General features: G+C 66.6%; 15 protein-coding genes. 12 read left to right on the top strand and 3 right to left on the bottom strand.

Annotation, left to right across the window (positions count from 1 at the left end; translation table 11 throughout):
* The first annotated feature begins 91 nt into the window (after positions 1-91).
* The 12 genes from rplO (at position 92) to guaA (ending at position 10,490) form a co-directional block, all read left to right on the top strand.
* Complete coding sequence (gene rplO / locus ILT43_RS04930; RefSeq protein WP_204195573.1) at positions 92-634, top strand: 50S ribosomal protein L15; 543 nt, start codon at positions 92-94, stop codon at positions 632-634.
* A gap of 184 nt (positions 635-818) precedes the next feature.
* Complete coding sequence (gene secY / locus ILT43_RS04925) at positions 819-2,183, top strand: preprotein translocase subunit SecY (protein ID WP_211534358.1); 1,365 nt, start codon at positions 819-821, stop codon at positions 2,181-2,183.
* A gap of 34 nt (positions 2,184-2,217) precedes the next feature.
* On the top strand, positions 2,218-2,862 hold the full coding sequence (locus ILT43_RS04920; RefSeq protein ID WP_204195572.1) for an adenylate kinase: 645 nt from the start codon (positions 2,218-2,220) through the stop codon (positions 2,860-2,862).
* Between the two features lie 45 nt (positions 2,863-2,907).
* Positions 2,908-3,390 carry a hypothetical protein gene (locus ILT43_RS04915; protein WP_204195571.1) on the top strand — a complete coding sequence of 161 codons (483 nt, stop codon included), beginning with the start codon at positions 2,908-2,910 and terminating at the stop codon, positions 3,388-3,390.
* 236 nt (positions 3,391-3,626) lie between these two features.
* Entirely contained in the window at positions 3,627-4,319 is a 693-nt protein-coding gene (locus ILT43_RS04910; RefSeq protein WP_204195570.1) for a winged helix-turn-helix domain-containing protein, read from the top strand.
* Entirely contained in the window at positions 4,316-5,689 is a 1,374-nt protein-coding gene (locus ILT43_RS04905; protein WP_204195569.1) for a sensor histidine kinase, read from the top strand. The genes ILT43_RS04910 and ILT43_RS04905 overlap by 4 nt, the downstream gene beginning before the upstream one ends.
* Positions 5,690-5,729: 40 nt before the next feature.
* Entirely contained in the window at positions 5,730-5,975 is a 246-nt protein-coding gene (locus tag ILT43_RS04900; protein ID WP_204195568.1) for a hypothetical protein, read from the top strand.
* A 188-nt stretch (positions 5,976-6,163) separates the two neighbouring features.
* Positions 6,164-6,532 carry a 30S ribosomal protein S13 gene (gene rpsM, locus ILT43_RS04895; RefSeq protein ID WP_055845469.1) on the top strand — a complete coding sequence of 123 codons (369 nt, stop codon included), beginning with the start codon at positions 6,164-6,166 and terminating at the stop codon, positions 6,530-6,532.
* 105 nt (positions 6,533-6,637) lie between these two features.
* Entirely contained in the window at positions 6,638-7,027 is a 390-nt protein-coding gene (rpsK, locus tag ILT43_RS04890; RefSeq protein WP_204195567.1) for a 30S ribosomal protein S11, read from the top strand.
* Positions 7,028-7,107: 80 nt separating this feature from the next.
* Entirely contained in the window at positions 7,108-8,175 is a 1,068-nt protein-coding gene (locus ILT43_RS04885; RefSeq protein ID WP_204195566.1) for a DNA-directed RNA polymerase subunit alpha, read from the top strand.
* 248 nt (positions 8,176-8,423) lie between these two features.
* Complete coding sequence (gene rplQ, locus ILT43_RS04880) at positions 8,424-8,846, top strand: 50S ribosomal protein L17 (protein WP_204195565.1); 423 nt, start codon at positions 8,424-8,426, stop codon at positions 8,844-8,846.
* Between the two features lie 90 nt (positions 8,847-8,936).
* Positions 8,937-10,490 (top strand): glutamine-hydrolyzing GMP synthase, encoded by a 1,554-nt coding sequence (gene guaA / locus ILT43_RS04875; protein ID WP_204195564.1) that lies wholly within the window; start codon positions 8,937-8,939, stop codon positions 10,488-10,490.
* A 45-nt stretch (positions 10,491-10,535) separates the two neighbouring features.
* On the opposite strand, the gene paoC is transcribed toward guaA, so the two are convergent.
* Genes paoC through paoA form a run of 3 tightly spaced genes read right to left on the bottom strand, consistent with a single transcriptional unit; the run spans position 10,536 to position 14,370 of the window.
* Positions 10,536-12,758: an aldehyde oxidoreductase molybdenum-binding subunit PaoC gene (gene paoC, locus ILT43_RS04870; RefSeq protein ID WP_204195563.1), complete on the bottom strand. Its 2,223-nt coding sequence runs from the start codon at positions 12,756-12,758 to the stop codon at positions 10,536-10,538.
* Positions 12,755-13,711 carry an FAD binding domain-containing protein gene (locus ILT43_RS04865; protein WP_204195562.1) on the bottom strand — a complete coding sequence of 319 codons (957 nt, stop codon included), beginning with the start codon at positions 13,709-13,711 and terminating at the stop codon, positions 12,755-12,757. The genes paoC and ILT43_RS04865 overlap by 4 nt, the downstream gene beginning before the upstream one ends.
* Positions 13,708-14,370, bottom strand: coding sequence for an aldehyde dehydrogenase iron-sulfur subunit PaoA (gene paoA, locus ILT43_RS04860; RefSeq protein ID WP_204195561.1), 663 nt, complete (start codon positions 14,368-14,370; stop codon positions 13,708-13,710). Before paoA ends, ILT43_RS04865 begins: the two co-directional genes overlap by 4 nt.
* Positions 14,371-14,582: the final 212 nt, after the last annotated feature.

Raw genomic sequence — 14,582 nt, 5'->3', positions numbered from 1 at the left:
GTGACAAATACGGGGAAGGGGGCTAACCGGCCCCCTTCCTTTTTCCGGTTTCCAACAACCAGCGCGTAACAAGCGAAAGCGAGTGCATATCATGAAGCTCAACGAACTCCGCGACAATGACGGCGCCCGCAAGTCCAAGATTCGCGTCGGCCGCGGCATCGGCTCCGGCAAGGGCAAGACCGGCGGACGTGGCCAGAAGGGCCAGAAGAGCCGCGAGGGCGTGTCCATCGCCGGCTTCGAGGGCGGCCAGATGCCGCTCCACATGCGTCTGCCGAAGCGTGGCTTCAACAACATCTTCGCCAAGGATTATGCCGAGGTGAATCTCGGCGCGATCCAGAAGGCGGTCGATGCGGGCAAGATCGAGGTCGGTGCGGCGCTCGACCACGCCGCGCTGAAGCTGGCCGGTCTGGCCCGTGGCGGCAAGGACGGCGTGCGCCTGCTCGGCAAGGGCGAGTTGACCGCCAAGCTGACCTTCACCGTCGCCGGCGCGTCGAAGGGCGCGATCGAGGCGGTCGAGAAGTCGGGCGGTTCGGTGTCCGTGATCGAGGTCGTGCCCGCCGCCGAGAAGGCCGCCGCCAAGAAGGGCGTGAAGTATAAGGAGCGTCAGGCTCACAAGGCGTCGTTCAAGGCCTGATTCCGTCCGCCACCCCGGCGCTTGTCGGGGTCCAGCATCGGGCCGCTCGTAACTGGGTCCCGGCGACACGCCGGGACGGATTATTCCGCCGGAGGTTAGACAAGCCTTGGCGGGCGACTATATGAGCGGCGGGGGAGCGACATAACGCTCGCCCGCCGTTTCTGTTTCCAGGACACAATCCCGCATGGCATCCGCAGCCGACCAGATGGCGCAAAGCATCAGCCTGTCGAAGTTCGCGAAGGCGACCGACCTCAAGAAGCGGCTATGGTTCACGATCGGCGCGCTGATCGTGTTCCGCCTGCTCAGCTACGTGCCGCTGCCGGGCGTCGACCCGACCGCACTCGGTTTGCTCAGCGAGCGGACCACGGGCGGCGTGCTCGACTTCTTCAACACCTTCTCGGGTGGCTCGCTCAGCCGCATGTCGCTGATCGCGCTGGGCGTGATGCCGTATATCACCGCGTCGATCGTGGTGCAGTTGGCGACCTCGCTCAGCCCCAAGCTGGCGGCGATCAAGAAGGACGGCGAGAGCGGTCGTAAGCGGCTGAACCAGTATACCCGCTACGGCACCGTGCTGCTGACCGCGGTGCAGGGCTATTTCATTGCCGTCGGCCTCGAGGCGCTGGGCGCATCGAACGGCGTGCAGGCGGTGATCGAGCCGGGCATGGCGTTCCGCGTCGCCGCCGTCATCTCGCTGATCGGCGGGACGATGTTCCTGATGTGGCTGGGTGAGCAGATCACCAGCCGTGGCATCGGCAATGGCGTGTCGCTGATCATCATGGCGGGCATCGTTGCACATCTGCCGACGACGCTCGTCAACCTGCTGGAAGGCGGCCGCTCGGGCTCGCTCGACCCGCTGCGTCTGATCGGCATCATCGTCGCGGTCGTGGCGCTTGTCCTGTTCATTTGCTTCATGGAGCGTGCGCAGCGTCGCATCCTGATCCAGTATCCCAAGAGGCAGACGCAGCGCGGGATGCAGGCGGATCGCAGCCATCTTCCGCTGAAGATCAACACCGCGGGCGTCATCCCGCCGATTTTCGCGTCGTCGCTGCTACTGATGCCGCTGACGATCTCGCAGTTCGCGGGCCAGCGCGTCGCCGGCGAGTCGAAGTGGGGCGACTTCATCATCACCCTCAACCAGTACCTCCAGCACGGCAGCCCGGTGTACATGCTGCTGTACGGTGCCGGCATTATCTTCTTCTCGTTCTTCTACACCGCGGTGGTCTTCAACCCGGAAGAAACCGCGGACAATCTGAAGCGGTACGGTGGGTTCGTGCCGGGCATCCGTCCCGGCAAGAACACCGAGAATTACTTCGATTACGTCCTGACGCGGATCACCGTGCTCGGCGCGGCCTATCTGACGATCATCTGCCTGTTGCCGGAATATCTGGTGTCGGCGCTGTCGATACCCTTCTACCTGGGCGGGACCAGCCTATTGATCGTCGTGAACGTCACGATGGATACGGTGACGCAGATCCAGTCGCATTTGCTGGCGCACCAATATGGTGACCTCATCAAGAGGGCGAAGCTGAAGGGCGGCCGGCTCCGCTGAGCGGAGCGGCAGGGACGTTAAGGGGAGAGTGGCCGTGAACATCATCCTGCTGGGACCGCCGGGCGCGGGCAAGGGGACCCAGGCCGCACGGCTCGTCAGCGAGCGTGGCATGGTCCAGTTGTCGACGGGCGACATGCTGCGCGCGGCGGTCAAGGCCGGGACACCGGTGGGCGTTCAGGCGAAAGCAGTGATGGACGCGGGCGAGCTGGTGTCCGACGCGATCGTTTCCGCGTTGATCGGCGAACGGCTGGATCAGGGTGTCGAGCATGGCGCGATCTTCGACGGCTATCCCCGGACGGCGGCGCAGGCCGATGCGCTCGATCTGTTGCTGGCCGAGCGCGGGCAGCAACTGGACGCGGTGATCGAACTGGAAGTGGACGAGGCCGCATTGATCGAGCGGATCGTCGGTCGCTTCACCTGCGCATCGTGCGGCGCGGGCTATCACGACGTCTTCAAGCAGCCCGCGGTCGCGGGCGTTTGCGACGTGTGCGGCTCGACGGAGTTCAAACGCCGGCCCGACGACAACGCCGAAACGGTGTCGACGCGGATGGCCGAGTACCGCGCCAAGACTGCGCCGATCCTGCCGCTCTACGAAGCGCGAGGGCTGGTGTCGCGGGTCGATGGCATGGCCGACATGGACGTGGTCGGCGGCCAGATCGCGGCAATCCTCGACGCCTGATGCGACTTCGCCTATCCTGAGTGTCGGAGACACCGGGAGGGTAGTATGCGCGCGGTTAGGTTCGGGATGCTGCTGCTCTGCGGCTGGTCGGCTGCCATCGCGGCTAAGGCCCCCGAGCTGAGTTGGGGGAAACCAGGCGTGTCGATCGACCAGTATCGCATCGACTCGTTCGAATGCGCGAAGTCGGGCTACTTCACCGATGTGCGCGATACGCAGCAGGCCAAGGACGCGATCCGGGTGCTGGAAACGGCCGATCGCGAACTGAACAACGGCGACGAACTCGACCCCAATGCGCGCGTCCTGCGAATGCGCGCGCTGCGTCCCGATGCGAGGGTGCGGGAGGTCGGTAGATATCTCCACACCGTCGTCGAGGCATGCCTGACCAAGCGCGGCTACCGTCAATTCGCGCTGACGAAGGCGCAGGCGAAGTCGCTGGGCAGGCTGCCAGCGGGCTCACTCGATCGACAATTGTATCTGCATTCGCTCGCCAGCGATCCGCAGGTCGTCGCGGGTCAGGGCGTTGGCTGAGCCGCCGGCACGATCAACTGCATGACACGATTGTCACACAGCCTTCATCCAGCGGCAAACCCCCATCTCCTATCAGCGCCCTACGGCCACGGCGCCGCGGTCCATCGATCGCGCGGCGATGCCACGAGATCGGCGTCCGTCACTCCCGGGGGCGCCGGTAGTGCCGGTGGAGGGGCTGCCCTCCGCCGGCCTTTGCTGTACAGGGCGGTATCTTCCAGGATTGGGCGGAGCGCGAATTGACCCGCAAGATACTGATCGTCGAGGATGATCCCTCCACCGCCGCCTATCTGGCCAAGGGCCTGACCGAGGCCGGCTATTCCGTCGAGGTCAGCCATGACGGCCGTGACGGGCTGTTTCTGGCGAGCGAAGGCATATTCGACCTCGTCATCGCGGACCGCATGTTGCCGGGGCTCGACGGGCTGTCGCTGGTCGGGGCATTGCGCGCCGCCAAGGTCGAGACGCCGGTGCTGGTGCTGTCGGCGCTCGCGTCCGTCGACGACCGTGTCGACGGGCTGAAGGCCGGTGCCGACGACTATCTCTGCAAGCCGTTCTCGTTCGCCGAGCTCTCGGCCCGGATCGAGGCGCTGGTGCGACGGACGGACCGCACCGCGGCAGAGCCCCAGAAGACGCGGCTGTCGGTCGGCGATCTGGAGATCGACCTGCTGTCGCGCCACGTCAGCCGCGCTGGCCGCTCGATCCCGCTCGGCACGCGCGAGTTCAGCCTGCTGGAGTTCCTCGCCCGGCATGCCGGTCAGGTCGTCACCCGCACGATGATGCTGGAGAAGATCTGGAACTACCACTTCGACCCCGGCTCCAACGTCGTCGACGTGCATATCGGCCGCCTTCGCCGCAAGCTGGAGGACGGGTTCCCGACCCCGATCCTGCATACCGTGCGCGGGGCGGGCTACCGATTGGCGGTCGACGGTTGACGCCCTGGGGCGGGCGGCTGTCGGTCACGGCGCGGATCGCGCTGCTGGCGATCGCGCTGGCGCTGGTCAGCAACCTCGCCCTGATCGGGTTCCTGTGGAAGCAGACGCACGACGTCGCCATTGCCGCGACCCGGCGGGAAATGGTCGAGCAGTCGGATGCGCTGATCGGCATCTGGCGCGACGGCGGATTGCCGCGCCTGAGCGAGGCGGTCCGTAACGCTCAGCCGCCGGGCGACACCTCGCTGGTCGTCGCGATCGTCGATGAGGAGGGTCGCCGGCTGGTCGGCTATGCACCGCCGCGGCTGGAGGTGCCGATCGCGGCCCGCGCGTTCCGGGTGGGCTACCTCGCCGACCTGCCGGGCTGGCGCGAGCATGAGGCGGGTTACATCCTGCGGCCGGTCGGACGCGTGTGGCTGCTGACGGCGCGCAAGCTGGACGTGATCGAAGCGGAGCAGACCGCGATCGAGCGCGCGCTGGCGCTGGCAGTGGTGATGTCGCTGGCGCTGGGGATCGTCGCCGGCTTGGTGCTGGCCCGTTACGTGGCGACCCGGCTGGACCGGATTGCGGCGGTGATCGACGAGGCGGCGGAGGGCAATCTGTCCCGCCGCGTTCCCATGGAGGCCAAGGGCGCCGACGCGTTCGACCGGTTGGCGGCGCGACTGAACGCAATGCTCGGGCGGATCGAAGGGCTGATGGCGGAATTGCGGATCGTCACCGACAGCCTGGCGCACGACCTCCGCTCGCCGCTGGCGCGGTTGCGCACCAAGACCGAGCAGGCGGTGCTCGTGTCCGATCCGGCGCAGCGCGACTCGGCGTTGGGCGGTCTGCTCGCGGAAACCGATCTCGTGATGCGGATGCTGACGATGGTCATCGAGATCAGCCGGTCCGAGTCGGTGTCGCGCGACCGGTTCACGCTGGTCGAGCCCGCCGAACTGGTCGAAGAGGTCGCCGAACTCTACGAGCCGGTGGCGGAGGATGCGGGCATCCGCTTCGTCGTGGCGATCGACGATCGCCCCGCGCCGCTGTCGCTGCACCGGGAGCTCGTCAGTCAGGCGTTGGCGAACCTCGTCGACAACGCGCTGAAGCACGGGGTGCCGAAGCAGACCGGGGCGGAGCGGGAGATTGTCCTGCGTCTCTGCTGCCGGCCCGACGGCGTGGCGATCCAGGTCGAGGATCGCGGTCCCGGCATCGCCGCGCGCGACCGGGCGCAGGCCATGAAGCGGTTCGGTCGCCTCGACAGCGCGCGGTCGACGCCGGGAGCAGGGCTCGGCCTCGCGCTGATCGACACGGTGGCGCGGCTGCACGGCGGGCGGTTCGAACTGGCGGATAACGCGCCCGGACTGGTGGCACGGCTGGTGCTGCCGGGCTGACGGCTGGTCATTCCGGCCGGCATGTCCCACATGACGGGTCATGGATGCGCTGACCGCCTTCGGCCTTTTCGCCGTCACCTTCATGCTGGTGTGCTACGTTCTGGAGGATCGTGCGCCGTTCTGGACGTTCCTGTTCGCGATCGGGTGCCTAATGGGGTCGGCATATGGCTTCCTTCAGGGGGCATGGCCGTTCGGGGCGGTCGAGTTGATCTGGTTCGTCGTCGCGCTGAGACGGTGGGTCCAGCTGCGCGCCAAAGCCGGCAGGGTGGTGGAACCCGCGGCTTGACTCGGCGTTGCGCGCGTCCTAACTGACCCAACCCCGATACACCGGTTTGCCGGCGGCGCTCGTTTGCGCTCGCCGCCATCTTGCGTCGATGCTCCGGCATCATCGTAGAACCAGTGGACCGGGACCAACGCGTCGAGATGGCGCCCGTGCTGCCATGCCGGGTGCCGTGGAGCTAGGAGAACATACACATGGCACGTATCGCGGGTGTTAACATCCCGACCAACAAGCGCGTGGTGATCGCGCTGACCTACATCCACGGGATCGGCCCGGCCAAGGCCAAGCAGATCACGGACAAGCTGGAAATCGCCGCCGAGCGCCGCGTGCAGGACCTGACGGACCAGGAGGTTCTCCAGATCCGCGAAGCGATCGATGCCGACCACATGGTCGAGGGCGATCTGCGCCGCGAAACTGCGATGAACATCAAGCGCCTGATGGATCTCGCCTGCTATCGTGGCCTGCGCCACCGTAAGGGCCTTCCGGTCCGCGGCCAGCGCACGCACACGAATGCGCGCACCCGCAAGGGCAAGGCGAAGCCGATCGCAGGCAAGAAGAAGTAAAACGGCCCCCGGGTCCGTTTTTGACATCTTCTCCGCCAAAAGCCGGTGCGAGGTACCGAACCTCCCGGCTTTCGCATCAGACGATCCAGGTCAGGATTACATTCAATGGCACGTGAACCGCAGCGTATTCGCCGTCGCGAACGCAAGAACATCACCGCCGGCGTCGCCCATGTGAACGCCAGCTTCAACAACACCATGATCACCATCACCGACGCGCAGGGCAACGCCATCTCGTGGTCGTCCGCCGGCGCGATGGGCTTCAAGGGCTCGCGCAAGTCGACGCCGTACGCCGCGCAGGTCGCGGCCGAAGACGCCGGCAAGAAGGCCGCCGAGCACGGCGTCCGCACGCTGGAAGTCGAGGTCAAGGGCCCCGGCTCGGGCCGCGAGTCGGCGCTGCGCGCGCTTCAGGCCGTTGGCTTTCAGATCTCCTCGATCCGTGACGTCACCTCGATTCCGCACAATGGTGTGCGTCCGTCGAAGCGTCGCCGCGTCTGAATGATCGGGCGCCGGCTGACGAGCCGGCGTCTTCGTTACTTGAGGCGGTCCCCCAACCGCCTCCAACCCAGGGGAACCCCGTGGCTGTCAACGCAAAGAACTGGCAGGAACTCAAGAAGCCGAACGGCCTGGAGAAAAAGGGCGGTGACGGCAAGCGCAAGGCGACCTTCGTCGCCGAGCCGCTGGAGCGTGGCTTCGGCCTGACGCTCGGCAATGCGCTGCGTAGAGTTCTGCTCTCCTCGCTCCAGGGTGCGGCGGTGACGTCGATCAAGATCGAGAACGTCCTGCACGAATTCTCGTCGCTCGCCGGCGTCCGCGAGGATGTCACCGACATCGTCCTGAACGTGAAGCAGATCGCGCTGCGCATGCAGGGCGAGGGGCCGAAGCGCCTCCAGCTGTCCGCCACCGGTCCGGCCGAGGTGAAGGCGGGCGACATCGCGGTATCGGGCGACATCGAGGTCATGAACAAGGACCTCGTGATCTGCCACCTCGACGAGGGTGCGACGCTCAACATGGAGCTGACCGCCGATGTCGGTAAGGGTTACGTTCCCGCGACCGCCAACCGTCCGGCCGATGCACCGATCGGCCTGATCCCGGTCGATGCGCTGTACTCGCCGGTACGTCAGGTGTCGTACAAGGTCGACCCGACCCGCGTCGGGCAGGATCTGGACTACGACAAGCTGACGCTGACGATCGAGACCGACGGCACCGTCACCCCGGAAGACGCGGTGGGCTATGCCGGTCGCATCCTCCAGGACCAGCTGGCGCTGTTCGTCCACTTCGACGACTCGTCGGTCACGCGTTCGGCCCCGATCGGTCAGGCCGCCGCGCCGACCGCCGGTGGTGCGGAGCCCGCGGGCGACACGCAGCAGATCAACCGCTACCTGCTCAAGAAGGTGGACGAGTTGGAGCTGTCGGTGCGTTCGGCGAACTGCCTGAAGAACGACAACATCATCTATATCGGCGATCTCGTCGGCAAGACCGAGGCGGAAATGCTCCGCACCCCGAACTTCGGCCGCAAGTCCTTGAACGAAATCAAGGAAGTGCTGTCGTCGATGGGGTTGCGCTTGGGCATGGAAATCCCTGGCTGGCCGCCCGAGAACATCGAAGAGATGGCGAAGAAGCTCGAGCAGGAAATCATGGGCTGAGCCGCCCGCGGATAGCACTGGCTATCCGCGCGACGGCATAAGCCCGGCCGGCGGGTCGGTTCGTCCGACTCGTTCGACGCCAAACCGCGGCCTCGGCGCGGTTCTCCCGGCCTTCGGAATGGTGCAGCGTAGGACTAACCTTAGCCTAACCTTCCGACCGGATTATCAGGGTTTTCGGTGGTGGCCCGTTCCACACCACCTGCTCTGGGGTACCGTGACACGGCCCCTTATCGAACGAAGGAATCATCATGCGTCATCGCGTCGGCGGCCGTAAGCTACAGCGTACCTCGGCCCATCGTATCGCGCTCTTCCGCAACATGGCGGCGGCGCTCATCAAGCACGAGCAGATCACCACGACCGTCGCCAAGGCGAAGGAGCTCCGCCCGTACGTCGAGAAGCTGGTGACGCTCGCGAAGAAGGGTGGCCTGTCCAACCGTCGTCTGGCGCACGCCCGTCTGCTCGACGACGCCCAGCTCGTGAAGCTGTTCGATGTCATCGCGACGCGCTACGCCGATCGCAACGGTGGCTACACCCGCGTCATCAAGGCCGGCCCGCGCCTGTCGGACGCATCGCCGATGGCAATCATCGAGTTCGTCGACCGCGACGTCTCGGCGAAGGGACAGGACTCGGGTCCGGTCCAGTCGGACGAGGATTTCGACGCCGCCGCCTGATTGGCGACGGATCGGTCAGAAAAGAGGCCGCGTTCCCTACCGGGAGCGCGGCCTCTTTCGTTATCGGGCGCGGACCGCTATCGGCTCGGCATGGAGCATCCCGACACCATCCTCATCGTCGACTTCGGCAGCCAGGTCACCCAGCTCATCGCCCGCCGCGTGCGCGAGGCAGGGGTGTATAGCGAGATCGCCCCCTTCCAGTCCGCCGAAGCGGCGTATGAGCGTCTGAAGCCGAAAGGCGTGATCCTGTCCGGCGGTCCGGCCTCCGTCGTCGATGCCGACAGCCCGCGCATCCCGCAGCCGATCCTCGACGCCGGCGTGCCGCTGCTCGGTATCTGCTACGGGCAGCAGGCGCTGAATGCGCAGCTTGGTGGGCGGGTCGAGAAGGGCAACAGTGGGGAATTCGGTGAGGCGTTCGTGTCCGTCGATGACGGCTGCGGACTGTTCGACGGGCTGTGGACCGCAGGCGAGCGGCATCAGGTGTGGATGAGCCACGGCGATCATGTCGCGGCGCTGGCACCGGGGTTCCGGCCGGTCGCGTCGTCCAGGGGCGCGCCCTTCGCGATCACCGCGGACGACGAGCGCCGCATCTACGGCATGCAGTTCCACCCCGAAGTCGTGCACACGCCGGACGGGGGCAAGCTGATCGCGAACTTCGCGCGGCATATCTGCGGGCTGGCGGGCGACTGGACGATGGCGGAGTTCCGGGCTGCCAAGATTGCCGAAATCCGCGAGCAGGTCGGCGACGGCAAGGTCATCTGCGGCCTGTCGGGCGGGGTCGACTCGTCGGTCGCGGCGCTGCTGATCCACGAGGCGATCGGCGAGCAACTGACGTGCGTATTCGTCGACGGCGGCATTCTGCGGGCAGGAGAGGCCGAGCAGGTCGTCGGGCTGTTCCGCAATCATTACAACATCCCGCTGGTGCATGTGGAGGCGCAGGACCTGTTCATGGACGGGCTCGCCGGGGTCACCGACCCTGAGGCGAAGCGCAAGTTCATCGGCAAGACGTTCATCGACGTGTTCGAGGCGGAGGCGAACAAGATCGGCGGGGCCGGCTTCCTGGCGCAGGGAACGCTGTATCCGGACGTGATCGAGAGCGTCAGCTTCACCGGCGGCCCGTCGGTGACGATCAAGAGCCACCACAATGTCGGCGGCCTGCCCGAGCGCATGAACATGAAGCTGGTCGAGCCGCTGCGCGAGCTGTTCAAGGACGAGGTCCGCGTGCTCGGGCGCGAACTGGGCCTGCCGGACGTGTTCGTCGGGCGGCACCCATTCCCCGGACCCGGCCTCGCGATCCGTATTCCCGGCGAAGTCACGCGCGAGCGGTGCGACATCCTGCGCAAGGCCGACGCGATCTATCTGGAGGAGATCCGTGCGGCGGGGCTGTACGACGCCATCTGGCAGGCGTTCGCGGTGCTGCTGCCGGTGAAGACGGTCGGCGTGATGGGCGACGCGCGGACCTATGACAGCGTGCTGGCACTGCGGGCGGTGACGTCGACCGACGGGATGACGGCGCAGGTGTTCCAGTTCCCCGGCGACTTCCTGCCGCGCGTGGCGACGCGGATCATCAACGAGGTGAAGGGCGTGAACCGGGTCGTGTACGACTATACGTCGAAGCCGCCGGGGACGATCGAGTGGGAGTGACGCGGGGCTAGCGAACGGCCGTGGAGCCGTTCGCTAGCGGGCATCTCATGCCACTTGCGGCAGGCGATCCAGATACTTGTCGAGCGTGATCGGGTATTCGCGCACACGGACGCCGGTGGCGTTGTAGACCGCATTCGCGACCGCGGCACCGACGCCGCAGATGCCGAGTTCGCCGACGCCCTTGGCCTTCATCGGCGAGGACATGGGGTCGGCCTCGTCGAGGAAGATCACCTCCTGATGCGGGATGTCGGCGTGGACGGGCACCTCGTAGCCAGCGAGGTCGTGGTTGACGAAGAAGCCGAAGCGCTTGTCGACCGCGAGGTCCTCCATCAGCGCTGCGCCCGCGCCCATCGTCATGCCGCCGATCACCTGATTCCGTGCGGCCTTGGGGTTGAGGATTCGGCCCGCCGCACACACCGCGAGCATGCGGCGGATGCGCGTTTCGCCGGTATAGGCATTGACCGCGACCTCGACGAAATGGCCGCCGAAGGTCGATTGCTGCTGCTGCTTCTGTAGCTCGTCGCCATATTCCATGACGTCCTCGGCGCTCAGCGCACCGGCCTTCGCTGCCTCGGCCAGCGCGACGGTGCGGTTGCCGGAGCGGACCTGACCGCCGACGAACTCGACATCGGTAGCGTTGAAGCCGAGACGCTGCGCCACCTGCTCGCGCATCTTCATGCAGGCGGCGTAGACGCCCGCGGTCGAGCTGTTGCCGCCCCATTGGCCACCGGAGCCGGCGGACACGGGGAAGGACGAGTCGCCGAGCTTCACGACGACGCCCTCGACCGGCACGCCCAGCATCTCCGCCGCGGTCTGGGCGATGATCGTGTAGGTACCCGTTCCGATGTCGGTCATGTCGGTCTCGACCGTGACGACACCCGCCTGATCGAGGCGGACGCGCGCGGCGGACTTCATCAGCAGGTTGTTGCGGAACGCCGCCGCGACGCCCATGCCGATCAGCCACTGACCGTCGCGGACGGAGCCGGGCTTGGCGTTGCGCGCGCTCCAGCCGAAGCGCTCCGCACCGTCACGCAGGCACTTGACCAACTGACGCTGCGAGAACTTGCGATCGGGCTTTTCCGGATCGACCTGCGTATCGTTGACGACGCGGAATTCGACCGGGTCCATGCCCAGCTTCTCCGCCATCTCGTCCATCGCCACTTCCAGCGCCATCAGGCCGGGAGCCTCGCCGGGCGCGCGCATCGCGTTCCCCTCCGGCAGGTCGAGCACCGCGAGCCGCATCGACGTCAGGCGATTGGCGCCCGCATAAAGGAGCTTGGTCTGCGACACCGCCGTCTCCGGTCCGCCGCCGGGGAGATCGCCCGAGCCGCTTTCGTGCGCGATCGCGGTAATCTTGCCGGTCCGATCAGCGCCGATGCGGATGCGCTGGACGGTCGCGGGGCGGTGGGTGGTGTTGTTGATGCTCATCGGTCGCGTCAGCGCGACCTTCACAGGCCGCTTCGCCGCGCGCGCGCCGAGCGCCGCCATGATCGCATCCGACCGGACGAACAGTTTGCCGCCGAAACCGCCACCGACATAGGGGGCGATCAGACGCACCTTTTCCTTGGGAATGCCGAGCGTCTTCGCGACATCGCCCTTGCCCCAGTCGATCATCTGGTTGGCCGTCCACAGCGTGAGCTGGTCGCCTTCCCACGACGCGATCGTCGCGTGCGGTTCCATCATCACATGGCTGTGATCGGGCGTGGTGTAGGTCGCGTCCAGCTTCACCGGTGCGCTGGCGAACGCGCCCGCGAAGTCGCCGACCTTGTCGATCGGCGGCGCGGCGCTGCCCTCGCCGCTGCTGTCGCCCTTCAGCGGAGCCGTCTTCAGCGCCTCCGCCAGATCGTAGCGGCCCTTGGCGCGGGCGTAATCGACGCGGATCAGGTTCGCGGCGGCGCGTGCCTGTTCGAACGTATCTGCAACGACGACTGCGATCGCCTGATGATAATGATCGACCTCCGGCCCGCCGAGCAGCTTCGCGGTATTGAAGTTGCCCTTGGCGAGCTTGCCGGCAGTGTCGGCCGTGACGATCGCCAGCACGCCCGGCGCGGCCTTGGCGGCGGCGAGGTCGATCGACGCGATCCGACCCTTGGCGATCGCCGCACCGACGACATAGCCATAGGCGGCGTTCGGCGCGTCGTCGTTATGCTCAAACGCATAGGGCGCGGTGCCCGTGGTCTTGTACTTGCCGTCGATCCGGTCGGTCGGCTTGCCGATCACCGTCATCCGGTCGATCGGGTTATTGCCCGTGGGTGCATCGAACTTCATGCTGTGGCCCTCACTTCGGCCAGGGCGGCGGCAAGCGTTCGCTCCACCAGCGGCACCTTGAACTGGTTGTCCCTGGTCGGCTGCGCACCGGCCATCAGGCGAGCCGCGACGGCCTTCGACCCCTGCGGCATGGCGGCTTCCGCCGCCTCGACACGCCAAGGTTTGTGCGCGACGCCGCCCACCGCGACCCGGCCGCTACCGTCCTTCTGGATCACCGCCGCGACCGATACGAGCGCGAAGGCGTAGGAGGCACGGTCGCGGACCTTGCGATAGATGTGCGTGCCGCCGATCGGTTTCGGGAGGGTTACCGCGGTGATGAGTTCGCCCGGAGCCAGCGCCGTTTCGATGTGCGGGGTGTTGCCGGGCAGGCGGTGGAAGTCGGCGATCGGGATCACCCGCGACTGGCCGGTGGAGTTCACGGTCTCCACCGACGCGTCGAGCACGCGCATCGCCACGGCCATGTCGCCCGGATAGGTGGCGATGCACGCGTCGCTGACGCCCATTACCGCCAGTTGGCGGCTGAACCCGCCGATCGCCGCGCAGCCGGAGCCGGGCTTGCGCTTGTTGCACGCCTGATTGGTGTCGTAGAAATACGGGCAGCGCGTACGCTGGAGCAAATTACCCGCGGTCGTCGCCTTGTTGCGAAGCTGGCCCGATGCACCCGCGACAATCGCACGGCTGAGGACGCCGTAATCGCGGCGGACGCGCTGGTCGGCGGCGAGATCGGTGTTGGTGACCAGCGCGCCGATGCGCAGGCCGCCGTTCGCCGTCTTCTCGATCCGGTCGAGCTTCAGCGTGCCGACATCGACCAGATGCTGCGGCGTCTCGATCTCCAGCTTCATCAGGTCGAGCAGGTTCGTGCCGCCGGCGATGAACTTGGCACCGGGGTGGCGGACCGCGGCGGCGGCGGCCTCGGCGGGCGTCGTGGCGCGTTCGTAGGAGAAGGGCTTCATGCGCGTGTCCTCGCCCCGTTGGTTTCGGCGACCTCGTTCATCGCCTCGACGATGTTGGAATAGGCACCGCAGCGGCAGATGTTGCCGCTCATCCGCTCGCGGATCTCGGCGTCGGTCACCTGGAACTTGCCGGTGATGTCCTGCGAAGCGTGACTGGGGATGCCCGCCTTGATCTCGTCGAGCACCGCGACCGCGGAGCAGATCTGGCCGGGTGTGCAATATCCGCACTGGTATCCGTCATACTTCACGAACGCCGCCTGCATCGGGTGCAGCTTGTCGGGCGTGCCGAGCCCCTCGATCGTGGTGACCTTGTCACCCTGATGCATGACCGCGAGGCTGAGGCAGCTGTTGATGCGCTTGCCGTCGACCATGACCGTGCAGGCACCGCACTGGCCGTGGTCGCAGCCCTTCTTGGTGCCGGTCAGGTGCAGATGCTCGCGCAGCGCGTCGAGCAGGGTGGTGCGGGTGTCGAGGTTCAGCTCCCGGCGCTGGCCGTTCACCTCCAGCACCACCGGCATCATCGTCGGTTGCGGGGCGGCGGGTACGCCCTGCGCATCGGCAGCGGGCACGGCCGTCACCGCGACGGTCGCCGCACCGCCGACGAGGATGCCGCGACGGGAGATATTCCCGCTCGCAGCCGGTTCGATTGTCTGATCCATGAGGGTCCTGGTTCCTCTGATGCCGCCGGACGGCGACATGACGCTGTTATCATGTTCCTAACGCACGATAACACCGGCTGGACCCGTGACAATCACCGGATCGTGACGAGCGCGGCTCGTCGCTGGCATGATCGGGGAGGGAGGCGCTCTTCACCTTCGTCATCCAGCGTACGCTGGGGTCTCCGTGAGGCGCGCGAAGGAACGTTCCATGG

The organism is Sphingomonas longa (assembly GCF_016892685.1).
Lineage (GTDB): Bacteria > Pseudomonadota > Alphaproteobacteria > Sphingomonadales > Sphingomonadaceae > Sphingomonas > Sphingomonas longa.
This window is presented reverse-complemented; position numbering and strand designations above follow the sequence as displayed.